18 protein-coding genes and 1 other RNA gene are annotated in these 17,668 nt (G+C 60.4%); 5 read left to right on the plus strand and 14 right to left on the minus strand.

Annotated elements, in window-relative coordinates:
- The 14 genes from H8Z83_RS02905 to murD all read right to left on the minus strand — a co-directional run bounded on the left by H8Z83_RS02905 (position 1) and on the right by murD (position 12,670).
- Entirely contained in the window at positions 1 to 879 is an 879-nt protein-coding gene (locus tag H8Z83_RS02905) for a YicC/YloC family endoribonuclease (RefSeq protein ID WP_187013675.1), read from the minus strand.
- 92 nt (positions 880 to 971) lie between these two features.
- Positions 972 to 1,598, minus strand: a complete 627-nt coding sequence (locus H8Z83_RS02910; RefSeq protein WP_187013676.1) for a J domain-containing protein — start codon at positions 1,596 to 1,598, stop codon at positions 972 to 974.
- Entirely contained in the window at positions 1,595 to 2,488 is an 894-nt protein-coding gene (locus H8Z83_RS02915) for a DUF5685 family protein (RefSeq protein WP_187013677.1), read from the minus strand. The genes H8Z83_RS02910 and H8Z83_RS02915 overlap by 4 nt, the downstream gene beginning before the upstream one ends.
- The gene (locus H8Z83_RS02920) at positions 2,488 to 2,898 is read right to left on the minus strand and encodes a SoxR reducing system RseC family protein (protein ID WP_187013678.1); all 411 of its coding nucleotides are present in this window, start codon (positions 2,896 to 2,898) and stop codon (positions 2,488 to 2,490) included. Before H8Z83_RS02920 ends, H8Z83_RS02915 begins: the two co-directional genes overlap by 1 nt.
- Positions 2,899 to 2,943: 45 nt before the next feature.
- The gene (locus H8Z83_RS02925) at positions 2,944 to 4,200 is read right to left on the minus strand and encodes a CdaR family protein (protein WP_187013679.1); all 1,257 of its coding nucleotides are present in this window, start codon (positions 4,198 to 4,200) and stop codon (positions 2,944 to 2,946) included.
- Positions 4,193 to 5,074 carry a diadenylate cyclase CdaA gene (gene cdaA / locus H8Z83_RS02930; protein ID WP_187013680.1) on the minus strand — a complete coding sequence of 294 codons (882 nt, stop codon included), beginning with the start codon at positions 5,072 to 5,074 and terminating at the stop codon, positions 4,193 to 4,195. The genes H8Z83_RS02925 and cdaA overlap by 8 nt, the downstream gene beginning before the upstream one ends.
- Before the next feature lie 502 nt (positions 5,075 to 5,576).
- Positions 5,577 to 6,704: an aminotransferase class V-fold PLP-dependent enzyme gene (locus H8Z83_RS02935; protein ID WP_187013681.1), complete on the minus strand. Its 1,128-nt coding sequence runs from the start codon at positions 6,702 to 6,704 to the stop codon at positions 5,577 to 5,579.
- The gene (locus H8Z83_RS02940) at positions 6,701 to 6,952 is read right to left on the minus strand and encodes a putative Se/S carrier protein (protein WP_187013682.1); all 252 of its coding nucleotides are present in this window, start codon (positions 6,950 to 6,952) and stop codon (positions 6,701 to 6,703) included. The genes H8Z83_RS02935 and H8Z83_RS02940 overlap by 4 nt, the downstream gene beginning before the upstream one ends.
- Before the next feature lie 126 nt (positions 6,953 to 7,078).
- Positions 7,079 to 7,564, minus strand: a complete 486-nt coding sequence (gene ispF / locus H8Z83_RS02945) for a 2-C-methyl-D-erythritol 2,4-cyclodiphosphate synthase (RefSeq protein ID WP_187013683.1) — start codon at positions 7,562 to 7,564, stop codon at positions 7,079 to 7,081.
- Positions 7,564 to 8,292 carry a 2-C-methyl-D-erythritol 4-phosphate cytidylyltransferase gene (ispD, locus tag H8Z83_RS02950; protein WP_187013684.1) on the minus strand — a complete coding sequence of 243 codons (729 nt, stop codon included), beginning with the start codon at positions 8,290 to 8,292 and terminating at the stop codon, positions 7,564 to 7,566. The genes ispF and ispD overlap by 1 nt, the downstream gene beginning before the upstream one ends.
- Before the next feature lie 7 nt (positions 8,293 to 8,299).
- Positions 8,300 to 8,533 carry a hypothetical protein gene (locus tag H8Z83_RS02955; RefSeq protein ID WP_187013685.1) on the minus strand — a complete coding sequence of 78 codons (234 nt, stop codon included), beginning with the start codon at positions 8,531 to 8,533 and terminating at the stop codon, positions 8,300 to 8,302.
- Positions 8,530 to 10,527, minus strand: coding sequence for an NAD-dependent DNA ligase LigA (gene ligA, locus H8Z83_RS02960; protein WP_187013686.1), 1,998 nt, complete (start codon positions 10,525 to 10,527; stop codon positions 8,530 to 8,532). Before ligA ends, H8Z83_RS02955 begins: the two co-directional genes overlap by 4 nt.
- Before the next feature lie 12 nt (positions 10,528 to 10,539).
- The gene (gene yunB / locus H8Z83_RS02965; RefSeq protein WP_187013687.1) at positions 10,540 to 11,244 is read right to left on the minus strand and encodes a sporulation protein YunB; all 705 of its coding nucleotides are present in this window, start codon (positions 11,242 to 11,244) and stop codon (positions 10,540 to 10,542) included.
- Positions 11,245 to 11,299: 55 nt separating this feature from the next.
- Positions 11,300 to 12,670: a UDP-N-acetylmuramoyl-L-alanine--D-glutamate ligase gene (murD, locus tag H8Z83_RS02970; protein ID WP_187013688.1), complete on the minus strand. Its 1,371-nt coding sequence runs from the start codon at positions 12,668 to 12,670 to the stop codon at positions 11,300 to 11,302.
- A 253-nt stretch (positions 12,671 to 12,923) separates the two neighbouring features.
- On the opposite strand from murD, the gene H8Z83_RS02975 reads away from it, so the two are divergent.
- From H8Z83_RS02975 to glyA, 5 genes are all read left to right on the plus strand, one after another.
- Positions 12,924 to 13,754 (plus strand): DegV family protein, encoded by an 831-nt coding sequence (locus tag H8Z83_RS02975; protein WP_207731973.1) that lies wholly within the window; start codon positions 12,924 to 12,926, stop codon positions 13,752 to 13,754.
- A 47-nt stretch (positions 13,755 to 13,801) separates the two neighbouring features.
- Positions 13,802 to 14,323, plus strand: an RNA gene (rnpB, locus tag H8Z83_RS02980) — RNase P RNA component class A.
- Between the two features lie 127 nt (positions 14,324 to 14,450).
- Positions 14,451 to 15,665, plus strand: a complete 1,215-nt coding sequence (gene dinB, locus H8Z83_RS02985) for a DNA polymerase IV (protein ID WP_187013689.1) — start codon at positions 14,451 to 14,453, stop codon at positions 15,663 to 15,665.
- A complete protein-coding gene (locus H8Z83_RS02990) occupies positions 15,662 to 16,249 on the plus strand; it encodes a 5-formyltetrahydrofolate cyclo-ligase (RefSeq protein ID WP_187013690.1) in 588 nt (195 codons plus the stop codon). The genes dinB and H8Z83_RS02990 overlap by 4 nt, the downstream gene beginning before the upstream one ends.
- 67 nt (positions 16,250 to 16,316) lie before the next feature.
- The gene (gene glyA, locus H8Z83_RS02995) at positions 16,317 to 17,564 is read left to right on the plus strand and encodes a serine hydroxymethyltransferase (protein ID WP_301332342.1); all 1,248 of its coding nucleotides are present in this window, start codon (positions 16,317 to 16,319) and stop codon (positions 17,562 to 17,564) included.
- The last annotated feature ends 104 nt before the right edge of the window (positions 17,565 to 17,668 follow it).

The following is a 17,668-nucleotide window of genomic DNA, read 5'->3' on the forward strand; positions in this document are numbered from 1 at the left end:
TTACTCCACGTTCTGAACCTGTTCTCGCATCTTCTCCACCTCTGCCTTGAGGCCAACCACCACCTGAGCGATGGCCACGTCGCAGCACTTGGAGCCGATGGTGTTGGACTCCCGGTTGACCTCCTGAATCAGGAAGTCCATCTTCCGGCCCATAGGCTCATCGGATTCCAGCATGGTCCGCAGCTGGGCCACATGGCTCCGCAGGCGGACGGTCTCCTCGTCCACGGCCACCTTATCGGCGTAGATGGCAGCCTCCTGCAGGATCCGCTGAGGATCGATGGTGGTGCACTGAAGCACTTCCTCCATCCGGGCCGTCAGCTTGGCGCGGTACTCCGTCACAGTCTCCGGGGAACGCTGCTCCACCTGAGACGTATAGTTCTCAATATAGGTCAGACGGTTGCCGATGTCCTCCGCCAGCTTCCGGCCCTCCACGGCCCGCATGGCATTGTAGGCTTCCAGCGCCTGCTCTGCCACGGCGCACAGGTCGGCGGACACCGTTTCCAGATCCTCGTCCTCCTTCGTCACCGTCAGGACGTCCGGGAACCGGGAAAGCTGCTCCGGCGTCACCTTGGACTCCGTGCCGCAGACCTCAGACAGCTCTGCCAGTGCAGCGGCATACTGGGCCGCCAGTTCCCGGTTCACCGTGACCTTGGCCACGTCTGCGGCGGAGGCGTCCACCGTGATGAACACATCCACCTTGCCCCGGGAAATTGCCTTTTGCACGCACTGCTTCACGGCATCCTCCGCAAAGCTGTACATCCGGGGCATCTTCACGGTGCAGTCCAGATACCGGTTGTTGACGGAGCGGACCTCCACGGTGATATCCCGCTTGTTCCGCACCTCTCTCGCCCGACCGTAGCCGGTCATGCTTTTGATCATGCTGATTCCTCCTATTTTACGGGGAAACGCCTTCCGCAAACGGTCATTCTTCCCTGTCAGAGCACGTTTCCGCCGGTTTTACACGTTATTTATCAGCAGTAGCAGCAGATTGGCACACTGCCGCTGCAAAGTGACCACAGGCAGCACATAGGCAGGCACAGATTACTGCCGCACAGTTCCGTCCCAAAGGTGGTTCCACCCGGCGTGTAAGCCTGTCGGGGGCCGTTTTCCATATAGTCCAGCGCCCGCTGATATTCCAGATTGCCGGGGTCCATCTGGCAGGCGGTCTCATAATAGCGCTTGGCTTCGTCCATCCAGCCCCGGCGGGCACATACAACGCCCTTCAGGAAATTCCACTCGGCATTGTGGTTGCTGTAATTGGTGAGCAGCGCCTCCGCCCGGCCAAGATCTCCCAGCTGGATGGCATAGCGCACCTGCTGAAACACACTGTCCCCGCCGGAGTAGCTCTGGCCGCCGTACCCGCCATAGGCGTTCTGGCGATAGCCGCCGGCGGGACTGTCTCCCCGTCCGCTGCGCTCCTTGGTGATCTGCTCGTAAGCGGCGTTGATATCCTTCATCTTCTCTTGCGCCAGATCAGCCAGAGGGCTGTCATGGTAATTGTCCGGATGATATTTCCGGGCCAGATTCCGGTAAGCCTTTTTGATTTCCTCATCGGTGGCGGTCCGGGGAACTCCCAGAACTTCGTATGGATCGTTCATTCGGTTTCCTCAATCTCTCTGATATTCTTTCTGCTGGGGCGATGGAAGCTGCCGTCCAGCACGGCTTTTCCCACCTGAAACAGCCCTCCGTAAAAGGTGGACTGCAGGACCGGCGTCCACACGCCGAAATCCCACAGCTCAAAGGCTGCGGCCATCTGGTGGATGGAATGGTCCAGGGTCGTGGCAAAGTCCCTGCGGCTCTCCGGCGTCCATGTGCCGTCTGTCAGTCCGTACCGCAGAGCTACCGGATTATAATTGCCGCTCTCCGCATCTTTTTTCAAATCGTCTGCCCCGTCGATCAGATAGATCCAGCGGCCCAGATGATACAAAAGCTGCTCCATGATCCGCTTCCGGACGGGGTCTGTCAACTCCTCCGCCGCGCTGGAAAGCAATACGGCAAAGCTGTCGGCAGCCTTGTCCATAGACGGGTCCTTTGCCTGCTCCAATGCGCTCAGGAGCTGAAGCTGGCGGCGCACCGCCTGATCGAATTCCGGCCGCAAGGCCGCCGCCCGTTTGTAAGCGGATTCCAGCAGGCGGGCGCCTGCCCGGTATTTCAGGCCGGAGGCCCAAGCGTGATCCTCCACGCCGTCCCGCAGCTGCCAGTAGGCTAAGATCACGCTCTCGTCCGCCGCCAGCTCCATAGCAGCGGTAGGCTCTAAAAATGGCCGCTTTTTTATTGGACTGGTATAGCACCGCCCGGCTCCCTGCGCCCCTGCCGTCCCATCGGACAGCAGGATGGCAAGATAGGTAAAATCGTAGTTCAGGATGAAGCGGGCAGCTTGTCCGTACCGCCGGGACAGGGTGTGGCACAGTCCGCAGTACATGGCGCGGAACCGGTCCAGTTCCTCCTCCGGCAGATCCCGGATGGAGGGCCGCACATATCCGAACATCAGAACACCCGCACGATGGTAAAGGACAGCCCGCCCCGGGCCTTCACCCGGCGGTCATACCAGATGGCCAGCAAAATTCCCAGCACCGCTCCGGCCACCGCCGCGGTATACTGCACAGCCACGCTGGTGTTGCAGGCCAGCATGATCAGGTATCCCGCCAAAAACAGGATCACCGGGATCAGGTAAACAAAGCTGACGATCTTGAGCATTTTCTTCGTGTCGCTCTCCACCACCACCTTCTGACCCGGCCGGGCGCCGACGGTGTTCAGCGCCTTGACGTAAACGGAAACGCCGCTGACGCCGCAGCCCGCGCACTCCTCGCAGTCATGGCCGCAGGCGGACTTCCGGGGAACGGAGATCTCTGCGTGGGTATCGTCCAAAATTCTTTCAACTGTTGCAATCTGTGTCATGGTATCGCTCCTAATTTTCTGTCAAATGCTGTGGGCCGCGCCGGTTCAGGATTCGGGAATACGGACCTGAATCTGATAGGTCCCGGAAACGCCGATGGTCTTTCCGTCTCCCACCCGGACCTGAGCCGGGATCATATAGGTGCCGGAGGCCACCGCGTAATCGCTGAGATCCGCCACCACCGCCACATCTTCACCGGTGATGCCCTCCATCTCCGCCGCTGTGCCGAATATCCGCACGGAGAGTTCCTGTGTCAGAAGTTCCACGTTCCGGCTGGCCGAGGCGTTTTCCACCCGGATGTTGTGAGTGGTCACATCCGCCACCGTCTTATCCGGATAGCCGATCTCCAGTGTGGCCCGGGTCACGCCGCTGAGGTTCTCGCAGCCGTCCGGCACCAGAATGGCGTAGCTGTGGCTGGTGCTTTCTGTGGTCACGCTGAGCAGATCAAAGCTGTCCAGCACAATGGAATCCATATCGTTCAGAACAGAGGCGTCACCGGAAACCACAACGCTCTCCGGCTTGATGGCCCAGATCATGTCCTCCAGCTGTGCGCCGGGAGCTTCCTTGAAGTCCACCGTCAGCTTCAGCTCCTTGGTGACGTACACCGGCAGAGTCGCCTGGATCTGACCCGCCTCGGCATGGATGCCGGAGAGGTTCAGCACCTGGCCGTCCTCATCATAGAACTGATAATCCAGATCCGCCGTGACGGTCTCCTTGGTATTCTTTCCGATGTCAAAAATCACCTTGGCATAGCTGACCTTGGCAATTTCCTCTTCCTGGCCCCGGACGGCGATGCTGGTCTGAGAAAGCTGGACCTTACCGGCGGAATAGCCCTCCGCCACATTGCCGGTGAGCTCGCAGCGCAGCTCCACTTCCTTATGGCTCAGTTCGCAGATATTGACCGTGGCCATATAGAGGCTCTGCTCCTCTACCGAGGTATTGCCGGAGTTGAATTTCCGGTCCGTATAGGTCAGATCCGGCTTCACGCTCTGGACGCCGGCCTCCGTGATACTGGCCAGATTGGCCGTTACCCGGATCTTGGAACGATCCAGTTGAACAATGTGCCGCCGGTTTCCCTTAAAGATGATGTCGATGGTGGTGCTGGTACCGCTGTCCTCGCCTTCCGCCAGCATCAGCCCATTGTCTGCCAGTGCGTCCTGATTGATATACTCAATGGGGATCCCCGTAACGGTCTGGGTCACCACCCGGCCGTTGAATTCGTCCACATAGTACCAGATACCGGCGGCGATCACGATGGATAGGACCAGATACAGGATATTCCGCGGATTCTGTGTCTTACGCATCTTCCTCGCCTCCATTCTTTTTGCTCCGCAGGAGGTTCAGCAGGTTGAACTTCAGACGGTCCTCGCTGTCTTCCTCCCGGGGAAGCAATTCGTTCCGCAGGAGATTTTCCAGCGTCTCCGGCTTGAGATGCCGCTTGAGCATTCCGCCGATGGCCACGGAAATGGAGCCGGTCTCCTCGGAGACGATGACCACCACGGCGTCGGAGTTTTCACTCATACCGATACCGGCCCGATGGCGCATACCCAAGTCGCGGGAGAGGTTCACGTTCTTGCTCAGGGGCAGCATACAGCCAGCGCCCAGCACCCGCCCGTGGCGCACGATCACCGCGCCGTCATGCATGGGGGCCTTGACGAAGAAAATGTTTTTCAGCAGCTCGGCGGACACTGCCGCGTCCAGCACCGTGCCGCTGCGGACCATATCGTCCAGCAGGATCTCCCGCTCAAAGACGATGAGGGCGCCGGTGCGGCTCTGGGACATTTCCGTGCATGCCAGCACCGTCTGTCCGATGGCCTGTTCCATCGTGCTGGCGGATTCCTCATGGATGAAGAAGGCCACCAGACGGCGGCTGCCCACCTGCTCCAGTACCCGGCGGATCTCCGGCTGGAACAGAATGATGAGGGCCAGCAGGCCCAGATTGACCATGCGGGTCATGATGTAATTGATCCCGTTCAGATGCAGGGCAGAGGACAGCACCAGCGCCGCCAAAAAGATCAGCAGTCCCTTTACCAGACTGGCCGCCTTGGTGCTCTGCACCAGTGTGAAAATTTTATAGAGGACAAATGCCATGATGGCAATATCCAATATATCTGAAATCCGAATGGTCAGCAGATACCGGACGACCCAGCCGCTGACCTGCGCGAACGTTACATTCATCGCTCCAACTCACCTCTCTGCGGGTTATAGGCATTCATTTTTATATTATAGAGAAGCGGACTGTAAAATTCAAGGAAAACCGTTAAAAATTCATGGTCCGTTCAGAATTATTTTCCGGTTTTCATGGATATCTCCCTCCGTTTCCGCTTCAGAACAGGAAAAACCCGGAGCACTGCTCCGGGCTTGAGACTGTCGATAAAGTGGTAAATTCTCCGCGACGGTAAGGTAGGGCAGCCGTTAGCGGCTCCGCCGCTTTACGGATGCTGCATACCCCTTGCGGGTGAAAGGTGTGCGCGGGAAACCCAAGAGAGGGAAACGGGCGATGCGCCGCCAGCGGCAGAGAAAGCGAGCCCGTTTCGAGGAAGGCCCCGATTTCCGGGCGCAAAGCGCACGGAAACCGGCTGGGCCGACGGTGTATTCCTGCCCCGCGCGGGGGAGAAAAGGCTTTTTCGACACGCTGAAGCCCGGAGCTGTGCTCCAGGCTTTCAGTTTGTCTTGGGTCTTATCTCCGGAGAATATCTCCCACGGCCTCCGCCAGCCGGTCCGCCTCCTGAGGCGTGTTGAAGGCGGAAAAGCTGACCCGGACCGTGCCAGTGTCCAGCGTCCCGGCGGTGCGGTGGGCCAGCGGCGCGCAATGCAGCCCCGCCCGCACCGCGATCCCCCGCCGCGCCAGCGCTTCGCCCACGGTCTCCACGTCCCGCCCCGGCACCCGGAAGGACACCACTCCCGCCTGGGCCAGACAGCCGGGATGGGCGAACACCTCTACCCCGGGCAGCCGGCGCAGACTCTCCGCCGTCCGGCAGGTCAGGGCATGTTCATGGCGCAAAATGGCCTGTGTCCCCTGTCGGCGGACAAAGCGAATGCCCGCCAGCAGGCCTGCAATCCCTGGCATATTGTGGGTCCCGGCCTCTATGCGGTCCGGCAGGAAGTCCGGCATCTCCTGACTGAGAGAAATACTCCCCGTGCCGCCCTCCAGCAGCGGTCTCGGGATCTGACCGTCCCCGCACAAGAGCACGCCGGTGCCCTGTGGGCCGTACAGCCCCTTGTGTCCCGGCATGGCAATATACGCCGCCCCAAGGCTTTTCATATTGATCGGCAGGATACCGGCAGACTGGGAGGCGTCCACGATCAGCGGCACGCCACGGCTGCGGCAAAGCGCCGCCACCTTTTCAACGGGCTGGACAAAGCCGAACACATTGGACACATGATTGCAGATCACAACGTCCACGCCGGGCGCGATCAACTCATCAAAGGCCCGGATCGCTGCCTCCTGATCGAACAGCGGTCCGCCTGCTGCGGACACCTTGGCTTTTAGGGCCGTCAGCGGTCGGGTGACGGCGTTGTGCTCATATCCGGAGATCACCACCCGTCCGCCGGGGGGCACCAAACTTTTGATGGCAATGTTCAGGGCATGAGTGGCGTTCAGTGTAAAGGCCACGCCCTCCGGGCCGTCAAGGCCAAACAGCTCCGCCAGCTCCGTGCGGCACCGGAAGGCGGTGTCCGCAGCCCGCATAGCCAGCGGATGCCCGCCCCGCCCCGGCGAACTCATAGAGGCCAGCGCCTCCGTCATGGCCCGCCCCACCGCAGGCGGCTTTTGGAAGGTGGTGGCCGCGCTGTCCAGATAGATCATAGGCCCATCTCCTGAATATCCCCGCCCCGCTGCACATAGATCCGCAGGGGGCCAAGTCCCTCCCGCCGCAGGATCGGCAGGGCCGCTCCCAGATCGTAGGGCGAGATCCGCACCACATAGGCGCAGCCCAGATCCGTCAGGTCACGGGGCGCCCGAAAGAGCTGGCTGCGGATCCCTGCACGGTTCAGCGCTCTTTGCATCCGCTGCGCATACGTCACGGAGCGGGCAAGGATCAGATCATATTCCACACTTGTTCCTCCTTCTCTTCGCTCTTTCTGCGACGCGAGCATACCGGCCTTACGTCCGGTATGGCAGCGTAGAAAAAAGGAGACGTACCGAATGTACGTCTCCTTGTAATATATGCACTGTAACGGTCATTTGACCGTCTCGATCAAAGCCACGGCATGGGCCGCCATCCCGGAGCCGTCCCCTGTGAAGCCGAGGCCCTCCTCCGTGGTGGCCTTCACGTTCACCCGCTCCGGGTCGATGTGCAGCGCCATTGCTATGTTTTCCGCCATCTGCTGCCGGTAGGGGCCTACCTTCGGAGCCTGCGCCAGCAGCGTGGCGTCGATATTCACCACGGCGCAGTCTTTTTCCGCCAGCAGCCGTCCTACCTCCGCCAGCAGCTTCAGACTGGAAATACCGGCGTAGGCCGGGTCCGTATCCGGGAACAGCTTGCCGATGTCCCCCAGCCGGGCAGCCCCCGTCAGAGCGTCCATCACGGCGTGGACCAGTACATCCGCGTCAGAATGGCCTAAAAGTCCCTTTTCGTAGGGGATCTCCACGCCGCCTAAGATGAGTTTGCGGCCCTCCGTCAGCCGGTGGACATCATATCCGTGTCCAATTCGCAGGTCTGTCATCAGCGTCCCTCCCGTTCCGCTAAAATAGCCTCCGCGATCACCAGATCCACTGGGGTGGTGATCTTCAGATTTTCCTCGTCGCCGTCGATGAGATAGACCACCTTCCCAAGCCGCTCCACAGCGGAGCAGTCATCGGTGACGGGCACCTCGTTTTCCAGCGCCGACTGCAAGGCCGCCTTCAGCAGATCCGTCTCAAACACCTGGGGTGTCTGCACCGCCCGGAGGGTACTGCGGTCCGGGGTACCGGTCACAGCGCCGTCCTCGGCCACGGTCTTGATGGTGTCCTTCACCGGCACCGCCGGGGCCGCCGCGCCGCACTTGGCCGCCGCCTCCACCGTGCGGTCGATGAGCGCCGGCGTTACCAGCGGGCGGGCGCCGTCCTGCACCGCCAGCAGCTTCGCCTCCGGGGAGGCTTCCAATGCCGCCAGCAGCACGGAATGGCACCGGCTCTCACCGCCCCGCACCACCTTGCTGCATTTTGTAATGCCGTAGGTCTTGCACAGGGTCGAGATGTCCACCAGTGCGTCCTCCCGGGCGGCAATGACGATCTCATCGATAGCGGCTGCCCGCTGTAACGCTGTCAGGGTCCGCATCAGGACAGGAACATTGTCCAGAAATTCCATCAGCTTGTCTGTGCCGCCCATACGGCTGGAGCTGCCTGCCGCCGCCACCAGCGCCGTGCAGAATGGCCGGTTGGCCTCCCTTATTTTCCGAAACAGGGAACGCATGATCCCCTCACCCCTTTTTGTCTATGTTTTTCCTGACCAGCCACATAGCCGCCAGCAGTACGGCAGCCAGAACCGCCGTAATGATCCCCTGAATTTCTAAATCCACATACCAGGGTGCCGACTGCATAGCGTACAGATCCGGACGGACCTTAAAATCAAAGTACAGGTAGATACATCTCCCTAAAAATACACCGATGCTGCATCCAAGAAAGAGCTTCAGTGTCGCGTACAGCCGCTTCATTTCAGCAGCTCCGCGAACTCGTCCTCCGTCAGCACGGGGACGCCCAACTGCTGGGCCTTTGTCAGCTTGCTGCCCGCAGCCTCGCCCGCCACCACATAGGTGGTCTTTTTCGACACGGAGCCGCTGGCCTTGCCCCCCCGGAGGACGATCTCGTTCTCCGCCGTTTTCCGGTCGAACCGGGTCAGGGAGCCGGTGAGCACAAAGGTCATGCCGGCAAAGCGGTCATCCACCTTCTGAACGGTGCTGTCCATATTGACCCCAGCGGCCTTCAGCCTTGCGATCAGGTCCTTGGCCTGAGGCTGGTTCAAATAGTCCACAATGCACTTGGCCGTGATCTCGCCCACATCCGGGATCTCCGTCAGCTCCTCTGTCGGAGCGGCGGTCAGGGCATCCAGAGTCCCAAAGTGCCGGGCCAGCACAGCGGCGGCCTTCTCCCCCACCTGACGGATGCCCAAGCCGTAGATCAGCTTGCTGAGGTCATTGGCTTTGGATTTTTCAATGGCCCGGATCAGATTCTCCGCCGACTTCGCCCCCATGCGGTCCAGCTGGGCCACATCCTGTGCATGGAGGTCATAGAGATCCGCCACGTTGGCGATGAGTCCGTTTTCCACCAGCTGGGCCACCACCGCCGGGCCAAGGCCCTCAATGTCCATGGCGTCCCGGCTGGCAAAGTGGGTGATGTTCCGCTGAAGCTGGGCGGGACACTCCGCGCCGGTGCAGCGGAGGGCCGCGCCGTCCTCGTCCCGGACCACCGGCGCGCCGCAGACCGGGCACACCTCCGGCAGGGTGTAGGGCCTCGTCCCCTCCGGGCGCTTTGTCAGATCCACGGACAAAATCTCCGGGATGATCTCTCCCGCCTTCTGCACCAGCACCGTATCTCCGATGCGGATGTCCTTCTCCGTGATGAAATCCTGATTGTGGAGGGTAGCACTGGTCACGGTGGTGCCCGCCAGACGCACCGGGGTCAGTACCGCCTTGGGCGTCAGGACGCCGGTGCGCCCCACCTGCACCACGATGTCCGTCACCGTGGCGTATTTCTTCTCCGGGGGATACTTATAGGCCACGGCCCACTTGGGGAATTTGGCCGTGGAGCCGAGGATCGTGCGGTCCGACAGGCTGTTCACCTTCACCACCGCGCCGTCAATATCAAAGGGATAGTCCATCCGCTCGTCGTTGATCCGGAAGATCTCCGTCTGGATCTCCGATGTGCCGCGGAGGGTCTTGTGGGGGATGACCTTGAACCGCTGGGAGGCCAGATAGTCAAGGGTCTCCGCGTGGGAGGTGAATTCCCGGCCCTCCGCCAACTGCAAATTGAACACGGCGATGTCCAGCTGCCGCTGGGCGCAGATCTTGGAATCCAGCTGCCGCAAAGACCCGGCGGCGGCGTTCCGGGGGTTGGCCATCAGAGGCTTGCCCTCCAGCTCCCGCTTGGCGTTGATGCTCTCAAACACGGACCGGGCCATGTAGACCTCGCCGCGGACGATGAGCCGAGGCAGCTTTTCCGGCAATGTCATGGGAATGGAACGGACGGTGCGGAGGTTTTCCGTCACGTCCTCGCCCACCCGGCCGTCTCCCCGTGTAGCGCCCCGGACAAACACGCCGTCCCGGTATTCCAGGGCCACGGACAAGCCGTCCACCTTGGGCTCCACGGAATATTCCGCCATGGGGCCGAGGGCCTCCTCCATCTTCTCGCAGAAGGCGGCTACCTCCCCCTCGTTGAACACATCCTGAAGGCTTTCCAAGGGCACCTCATGGGTGTAGGGCTGGAAGGAATCCAGAATTTTGCCGCCTACCCGCTGGGTGGGGGAATCCGGTGTGATCTCCTCCGGGTGCTCCGCCTCCAGTTCCTCCAGGCGGCGGTTCAGACGGTCATATTCATAGTCCGGGATCACCGGGGCGTCTAAAACATAATAAAGATACCCCTGTTCCGTAAGATAGGCCCGCAGAAAGGCCAGTTCGTCCTTGTAATCGGCAAACTCCGTGCGAAATTCCATGGAGCGTCCTCCTTAGTCTTTGTTGAGTATGTAATCCTTGGCGTCGCCGGCATAGGCGTCCGGGTCCGTCGCAAAATAGGTATAGGTCCCCGGCACCTCCCCCACGATCACCGTTTCCGCCACGGTGATCTCGTTGGTCACCTGCGTCACGGTGGAATATCCCGGAAGAAGGATGCTGACGTACACGTCGATTCGCAGGACGATCCTGTGCTTGGTCTGGTTGATCCCGGCGGACTCGAACTGGTTTTCAAACCGGGCCGACGAGGACCCCACCGACTCCATCCGCACGGAGATCCGAGGCCCCCGGCCCGCCAGCAGGGGCGAGCCCGTCAGGCTGCCCACCGGGATGGACAGTTCCCGGGCAGATACCTGATCAATGCGGCTGAGGATCAGGTCCAGAATCTGGGATTGCAGCCGATTGAAGGCCGCCATGTTGCTGCGGACCATGGTAATGCGGCCCTCGTTGTCCTTTTCGTAGCTCACCAGCTGTTCATAGGCGATCTGACCGCTGTCGATGGCCTCGTTCACCGCCTGATAGACGATGCGGTTCACGGCGTTGGATACCCGCGTGGTGGCAAGGCTCCCCAGCAGAGGCCGCATCTGTGCCCCCGCGTACAGGGCAAATGCCAACAGCCCGGATATGGCCAACAGCAGCAGCGCCCGCCGGATCTGGGGGCCATCCGGCCCCCGGTGATAGTAGAAAAATCCGGGACCCACAGCCCCACCTCCTCCGCTTTCGGCTCTTATCAGCTTATGCGGAAGGGCTTATTCATTATTTCAGTTCGTTGACGATAGCCTTGAACACCTGGCCCCGCTCCATGAAGTTGGCAAAGCGGTCAAAAGAGGTGCTGGCCGGGGAGAGAATCACCACATCCCCCGGCTGGGAGCGGGCGTCGGCAATGGCCACCGCCTCGTGGTAGTCCGCCACGTCGAGGATCTCCAAGCCGTGATAATTTTCCGCCTGCTCCACGGCCTCCCGGATCACCCCCGCCGTTTTGCCGCACAGCAGCAGCAGCTTGACGTGATCGTTCACCACAGGGCCGAGGGGGGCGTAGCTGATGCCCTTATCCTTGCCGCCGGCAATGAGGATCACCTGCTCTGGGAAGGAATTCAGGCCCGCGATGGTACGGCTGGGGCTGGACGCGATGGAATCGTTGTACCAGCGGACGCCCTTCCGGGTGCGGATCAGCTCGATCCGGTGCTCCACGCCGCCGAAGGTTTTCGCGATCTCCCGCATGGTCTCATAGCTGACCATCCCCCGCACGGCGGCGAAGGCCGCCATGTAGTTTTCAATATTGTGGACGCCGGGCAGCAGAATGTCTTTTGTCTCCATGATGGGCATCACAGCGCCGTTTACGGCTTCATAAATCACGCCGTTCTCGCAGAACACGCCGTTTTCCACCCGCTGCTTCCGGGAGAACCAACGGACCTCGCCCACCGCTTTCGCGGCCTGACGCACCGTGTCATCGTTGTCGGCGTTGAACACAGCAATATCGCCGGCATTCTGGTGTGTAAAGATGTTTGCCTTTGCATCCACATACTCCTGATAGTCCTTGTGGACATCCAGATGGTTAGGCGCCAGATTGGTGGTCACTGCGATATGGGGGCTTGTTTGCATGGTCATCAGCTGGAAGGAACTGAGCTCCAGCACCGCCATATCCTCCGGTGCGATCTCCGGGGTGTCGCACAGCAGCGGATGGCCGATATTGCCGCCCACATGGACGATCTTCCCCTCCGCCGCCAGCAGCTTGGAGATAATGGTGGTGGTCGTCGTCTTGCCGTCGGAACCGGTCACCGCCAGAATGGGACAGGGGCAGACTGCAAAGAATGCCTCCATCTCCGAGGTGATGACGCTGCCGCCGGCCACAGCCGCCGCCAGCTCCGGCACATCCGGCCGCAGACCGGGGGTACGGAAGATCACATCCTCATGGAGGTCCGCCAGATATCCGCTCCCCAGACGCAGCTTGCAGCCCTGAGCCGTCAAAGCCTGCCCCAGTTCTCCCAGATCCTCTTTTTTATCCCGGGCGGTGACGTCGATCCCCCGCTCCAGGAGTTTTTCGATCAGGGGACGGTTGGATACGCCCACGCCGATCACACCTACCGTCTTTCCCTTCAGGGAGGACAGATATTCTTCAAAGGTCATAAAAACGCTCCTTTATAAAAGCCGTCTATCATCGCGGCTTTCGCCCGGTTATCATACCACACGCCGCAAAAAAATTCAATGTAAGGGATCTTTTTTTCTGTTTCTCACCGGGCCGCTCCCTCCCTTTGACCTTTTTCGATGTTCTTTCACTTGACAAGCGTCCGTTTTGCAGATACAATGAAATGTAGTATTGAAAACTATTTTTGCCGATCCACTGTCAACATCCTGTGGGTCGAGGTAGGAGTGTGTCATCATGTTGAATCTTGTCAGCGACAGCAGCTGTGATCTGATCTCCGGGGAACTCAATTCCCCTTACGCCCGTCTGACAGTAGCGCCCATGTGCCTGCACGTCGGCGGTCAGGACTATCTGGATACGCCGGAGCTGGATATTCCGGCATTGCTGAGCAAGCTGGCCCATCACCGTTCCTCTTCCGCCTGCCCCTCCCCCGCCGCCTATGCCGAGGCCTTCGAGCAGGGCGAGGAAACCGTCTGCGTGACCATCTCCTCTCAGCTTTCCGGCTCCTATAACGCCGCCATGGCCGCGAGAGATCTGGTTCTGGCGGAGCACCCGGAAAAAAAGATCTTTGTGCTGGATTCCCGTGCCACCTCCGGCGCTATGATCCTGCTGCTGCGCAAGGCCGCCGAGCTGGCGGAACAGGGCCTGCCCTTTGAGGATCTGTGCGCGGAGCTTCAGGTCTGTCAGAAGAATACCCGTCTCTGCTTCACGCTGGAGCATTTTGACAATCTGGTGAATAACGGACGGATGCCGCCTCTGGCCGGCACCCTGCTCCAGACGCTGGGCATCCGCATTGTCGCGGAAGCCACGGCCGAGGGTACGATCCGCGTGGCAAAAAAGGCCCGTGGCGAGGCCCACACCGCCAGAGCCATCGCCCAGCTCATGAGCGATGCCAAGGACTGCACCGGCAGCCATGTGATCATCACCCACTGTCAGAATCCCGAAGGTGCCGATCGGCTGCGGAACGCGATTCTGGACCGTCTGCCGGTAAAGGCTGTGGAGATCCTACCCTGCCGGGGTCTCACCAGCTTCTACGCCATGGACAAGGGACTGATCCTCTCTTATTGATCGACTTCCCATTGACTTTTCCCGCTGTTTTGCGTACAATAGACCCGCGAGGAAAACAGACAGTCGCGCGGAAGGGGCGAAAGGCCCTTCCGTGAGGAAAGTCCGGGCTCCACAGGGCAAGGATAACGGGTAACGCCCGCCGAAGGCGACTTCAGGAAAAGTGCAACAGAGATATACCGCCGCCAAGGCTGCGCCATGTTGGTAAGAAGCCGGTGTTGATGAACGCTCCCCCAGCGGGAACCGCAGGGGTGTTGTGTGAAGAGGGACGAAGGGTCCCTCTTCGCGATTACAATCATCCGCCGCAGCGACCGATTCCGTCAGGAATCGGCTTACCGCCAGGGCGTAGCCCTGGCGGTAAGGGTGGAAAGGCGAGGTAAGAGCTCACCCGATGGTGCGTCAAAGCACCCATCGCTGTAAACTCTATCCGGAGCAACACCGGTATGGGAGCAGGGACTTCGGGTCCCAAGGCTGGCCCGGCCGCTCCCGGGGTGGCTTGAGCGTACCGGCAACGGTACGTCGAGATAGATGACTGTCAAATACAGAACCCGGCTTATAGTTTTGCTCGCGTATATACAAAAGGAACAGCGGAAATCCGCTGTTCCTTTTTCTCTTTGCAATTCCGAACAAATGTGCTATACTCAGCATGATGTAAGGACATTCTTATTTTCATCACAACTGCCCGGAAAGGAGGCGCACATGGACCGGGTCATTTTTCACTGCGATCTGAACTGTTTTTACGCCTCCGTGGAGCTGCTCTCTCATCCGGAACTGCGGGAGGTGCCGGTGGCCGTGGCCGGTGATCCCGCCTCCCGGCACGGAATTATTTTAGCGAAAAACGAGCCTGCCAAGCAGTGCGGGGTCAAAACCGCCGAGACCATCTGGCAGGCCAAGAAGAAATGCCCCAATCTGGTACTGCTTCCTGCCCATCACAGGCTGTATCGGGAATATTCCAATAAGGTCAATGCCATTTATGACGAATATACCGATTTAGCGGAGTCCTTCGGCATCGACGAAAGCTGGCTGGACGTGACCAACACCCTCCATCTGTTCGGCGGGGACGCCAAGGCGCTGGCGAATGCCATCCGGCAGCGGGTGAAACGGGAGCTGGGATTGACCCTGTCTGTCGGCGTCAGCTTCAACAAGGTCTTTGCCAAGCTGGGCAGCGATTATAAAAAGCCGGACGCCACCACCGTTATTTCCCGGGAAAACTGGCGCTCCATCGTCTGGCCACTGCCGGTGGGAGACCTGCTGTATGTAGGCGGCGCGGCTCAAAAGCTGCTGGGACAATACGGCGTCAAAACCATCGGCCAGCTGGCCGCCTGCAAGAAGGAAACACTGGAGACCCTCATGGGCAAGATGGGCACCCAGCTTTATGAATACGCCAACGGGTTGGACAGCGCTCCTGTCCGGGCCAGACTGGACGCGGAGCCGGTGAAGTCCGTGGGCAACGGCACCACCTTCCCCCAAAACCTCACCACCTGTATTCAGGTGCGCTCAGGCATCGCCGTTCTGGCGGACTCCGTGGCCACCCGGCTGCGGCGGGAGGGGCTGTACGCCGGGGGCATCCAGGTCACCGTCCGGGACCCGGCCTTCCATGACCGCTCCCGGCAAAAGCAGCTTCCCGCCCCCACCCATCTCATCCGGGATCTGACCAACGCTGCCATGGCTTTGACGGAGGAGCTGTGGACACCCCCGGCCCCCATCCGGGCGCTGACCGTCACCGCCATCCACCTGTCCTCTGACGGGGAAGCCTACGAGCAGGCCGATCTGTTCGACCCCACCGCCGGGCAGCGGAACGCCCGGCAGGAAAAATTGGAGTCCGCTATGGACGCCATCCGGAAAAAATACGGCGGAGGCGCCATCGTCTACGGAGCCGCCCGCCCAGAGAAAGAGGAGGACCCCCTGCCATGACCCGTCAGGAAGAAAAACAGCAGCTTCGCGCCATTGTTCGCCGCTTAGAGGCGGCTTTGGCCCCGGAATACAAGGCCAAAAGCGCCCGCTCCATCGCGCATCGCCTGTTGGCCATGCCGGAATATCAGGAAGCCCAGACGGTTTTCTGCTTCGTGGGCACAGATCGGGAGATCGATACGCGGCCGATTTTAGAGGATGCCCTCGCCGCTGGAAAGACCCTCTGCGTCCCCCTGTGCACCGAGCCGGGCCACATGGAGTCCCGCCAGATCACGGACCTGAATCAGCTTGTCCCCGGCCGCTACGGGCTTTTGGAACCAACGGCAGACACGCCGGTCATTCCTGTGGACGCCATCGACTTCGCCGTGCTGCCCTGCGTCACCTGCAACTATCTGGGACAACGGCTGGGCCACGGCGGCGGATATTATGACCGGTTCCTCTCCCAGTACCGGGGCGGCACGGTACTGCTGTGCCGGGAACTGCTGATCCGGCAGGAGATCCCCGTGGAACCCCATGACTATCCCGTTCCCTGGGTCCTGACGGAGCGGGGTCTGTATGAGGATGGAATTCCCGCCCCCCTCGGATAATAGGTCTTGCGTTTTCAGCTTTCATCAGGTACAATATGTAGTATCTTTTTACAAGGAGGGGCTTTACATGATCGTTCAGGATACCATGCAGTATCTTTCTCAGTTAGACCCGGAGGTGGGCGCGTCCGTTCAGGAGGAATTTGCCCGCCAGCAGCGCAACATTGAACTGATCGCTTCCGAAAACATCGTCAGTCCTGCGGTGATGGTGGCTATGGGGACCTGCCTTACCAACAAATATGCCGAGGGCTATCCCGGCCACCGCTATTACGGCGGCTGCTTCGCGGTGGACGTTACGGAGGAGCTGGCCCGCCAGCGGGCCTGCCAGTTGTTCGGCTGCAAGTATGCTAATGTTCAGCCCCACTCCGGTGCCAACGCCAATCTGGCGGCCTTCTTCGCGCTGGCGCAGCCGGGGGACACCATTCTGGGCATGAATCTGGCCCATGGCGGCCACCTGAGCCACGGCAGCCCCGTCAATATCTCCGGCAAGTATTTCCATATCGTGCCCTACGGTCTGGGCGAGGATGAGACCATCGACTATGACGCGCTGCTGGAGACCGCCAAGGCCTGCAAGCCCAAGATCATCATTGCCGGTGCCTCCGCCTATCCCCGGGTCATCGACTTCGCCAAGTTCCGGGAGGTGGCCGATGCCGTGGGCGCTTATCTCATGGTGGACATGGCCCACATCGCCGGTCTGGTGGCGGCTGGGCTTCACCCCTCCCCTATTCCCTATGCGGACGTGGTGACCACCACTACCCACAAGACCCTTCGCGGTCCCCGGGGCGGCCTGATCCTCTGCAACGATGAGGCCATCTACAAGAAGATCAATTCCGCCGTGTTCCCCGGCACTCAGGGCGGCCCGCTGGAACACATCATCGCCGCCAAGGCTGTCTGCTTTGGGGAGGCGCTGAAGCCGGAATTCAAGGCTTACGCGGAGCAGATCGTGAAAAACGCCAAGGTCTTGGCGGAGGAACTGGTAAAAGAAGGGTTCCGTCTCGTCTCCGGCGGCACGGACAACCACCTCTGCCTTGTGGACGTGCGGAATTTCCACATCACCGGCAAGGAGTTTGAGCGGCGACTGGACGAGGTTCAGATCACCGTCAACAAAAACGCCATTCCCAACGACCCGGAGAAGCCCTTTGTCACCAGCGGCGTCCGGGTGGGTACTCCCGCCGTCACCTCCCGTGGCTTCAAGGAGCCTGAGATGGTGCAGATCGCCCACTGGATGGGCCAGACGGCCCGGGACTTCGACACCTGCCGGGAGCAGGTCCGCAGCGAGGTGGATGCCCTCTGCCGCCAGTTCCCCATCTACCAGTAAGCCAGGCGGATCAGCGGTCTTTTTTCAGCATAACCCCGTTTATTTCTGTAAAGCATTTTCGCCTTCCATAGATTGTAAAACCAGCCGTGCCGCATTTGGCATGG

Source organism: Dysosmobacter segnis (assembly GCF_014297285.1).
Lineage (GTDB): Bacteria > Bacillota > Clostridia > Oscillospirales > Oscillospiraceae > Oscillibacter > Oscillibacter segnis.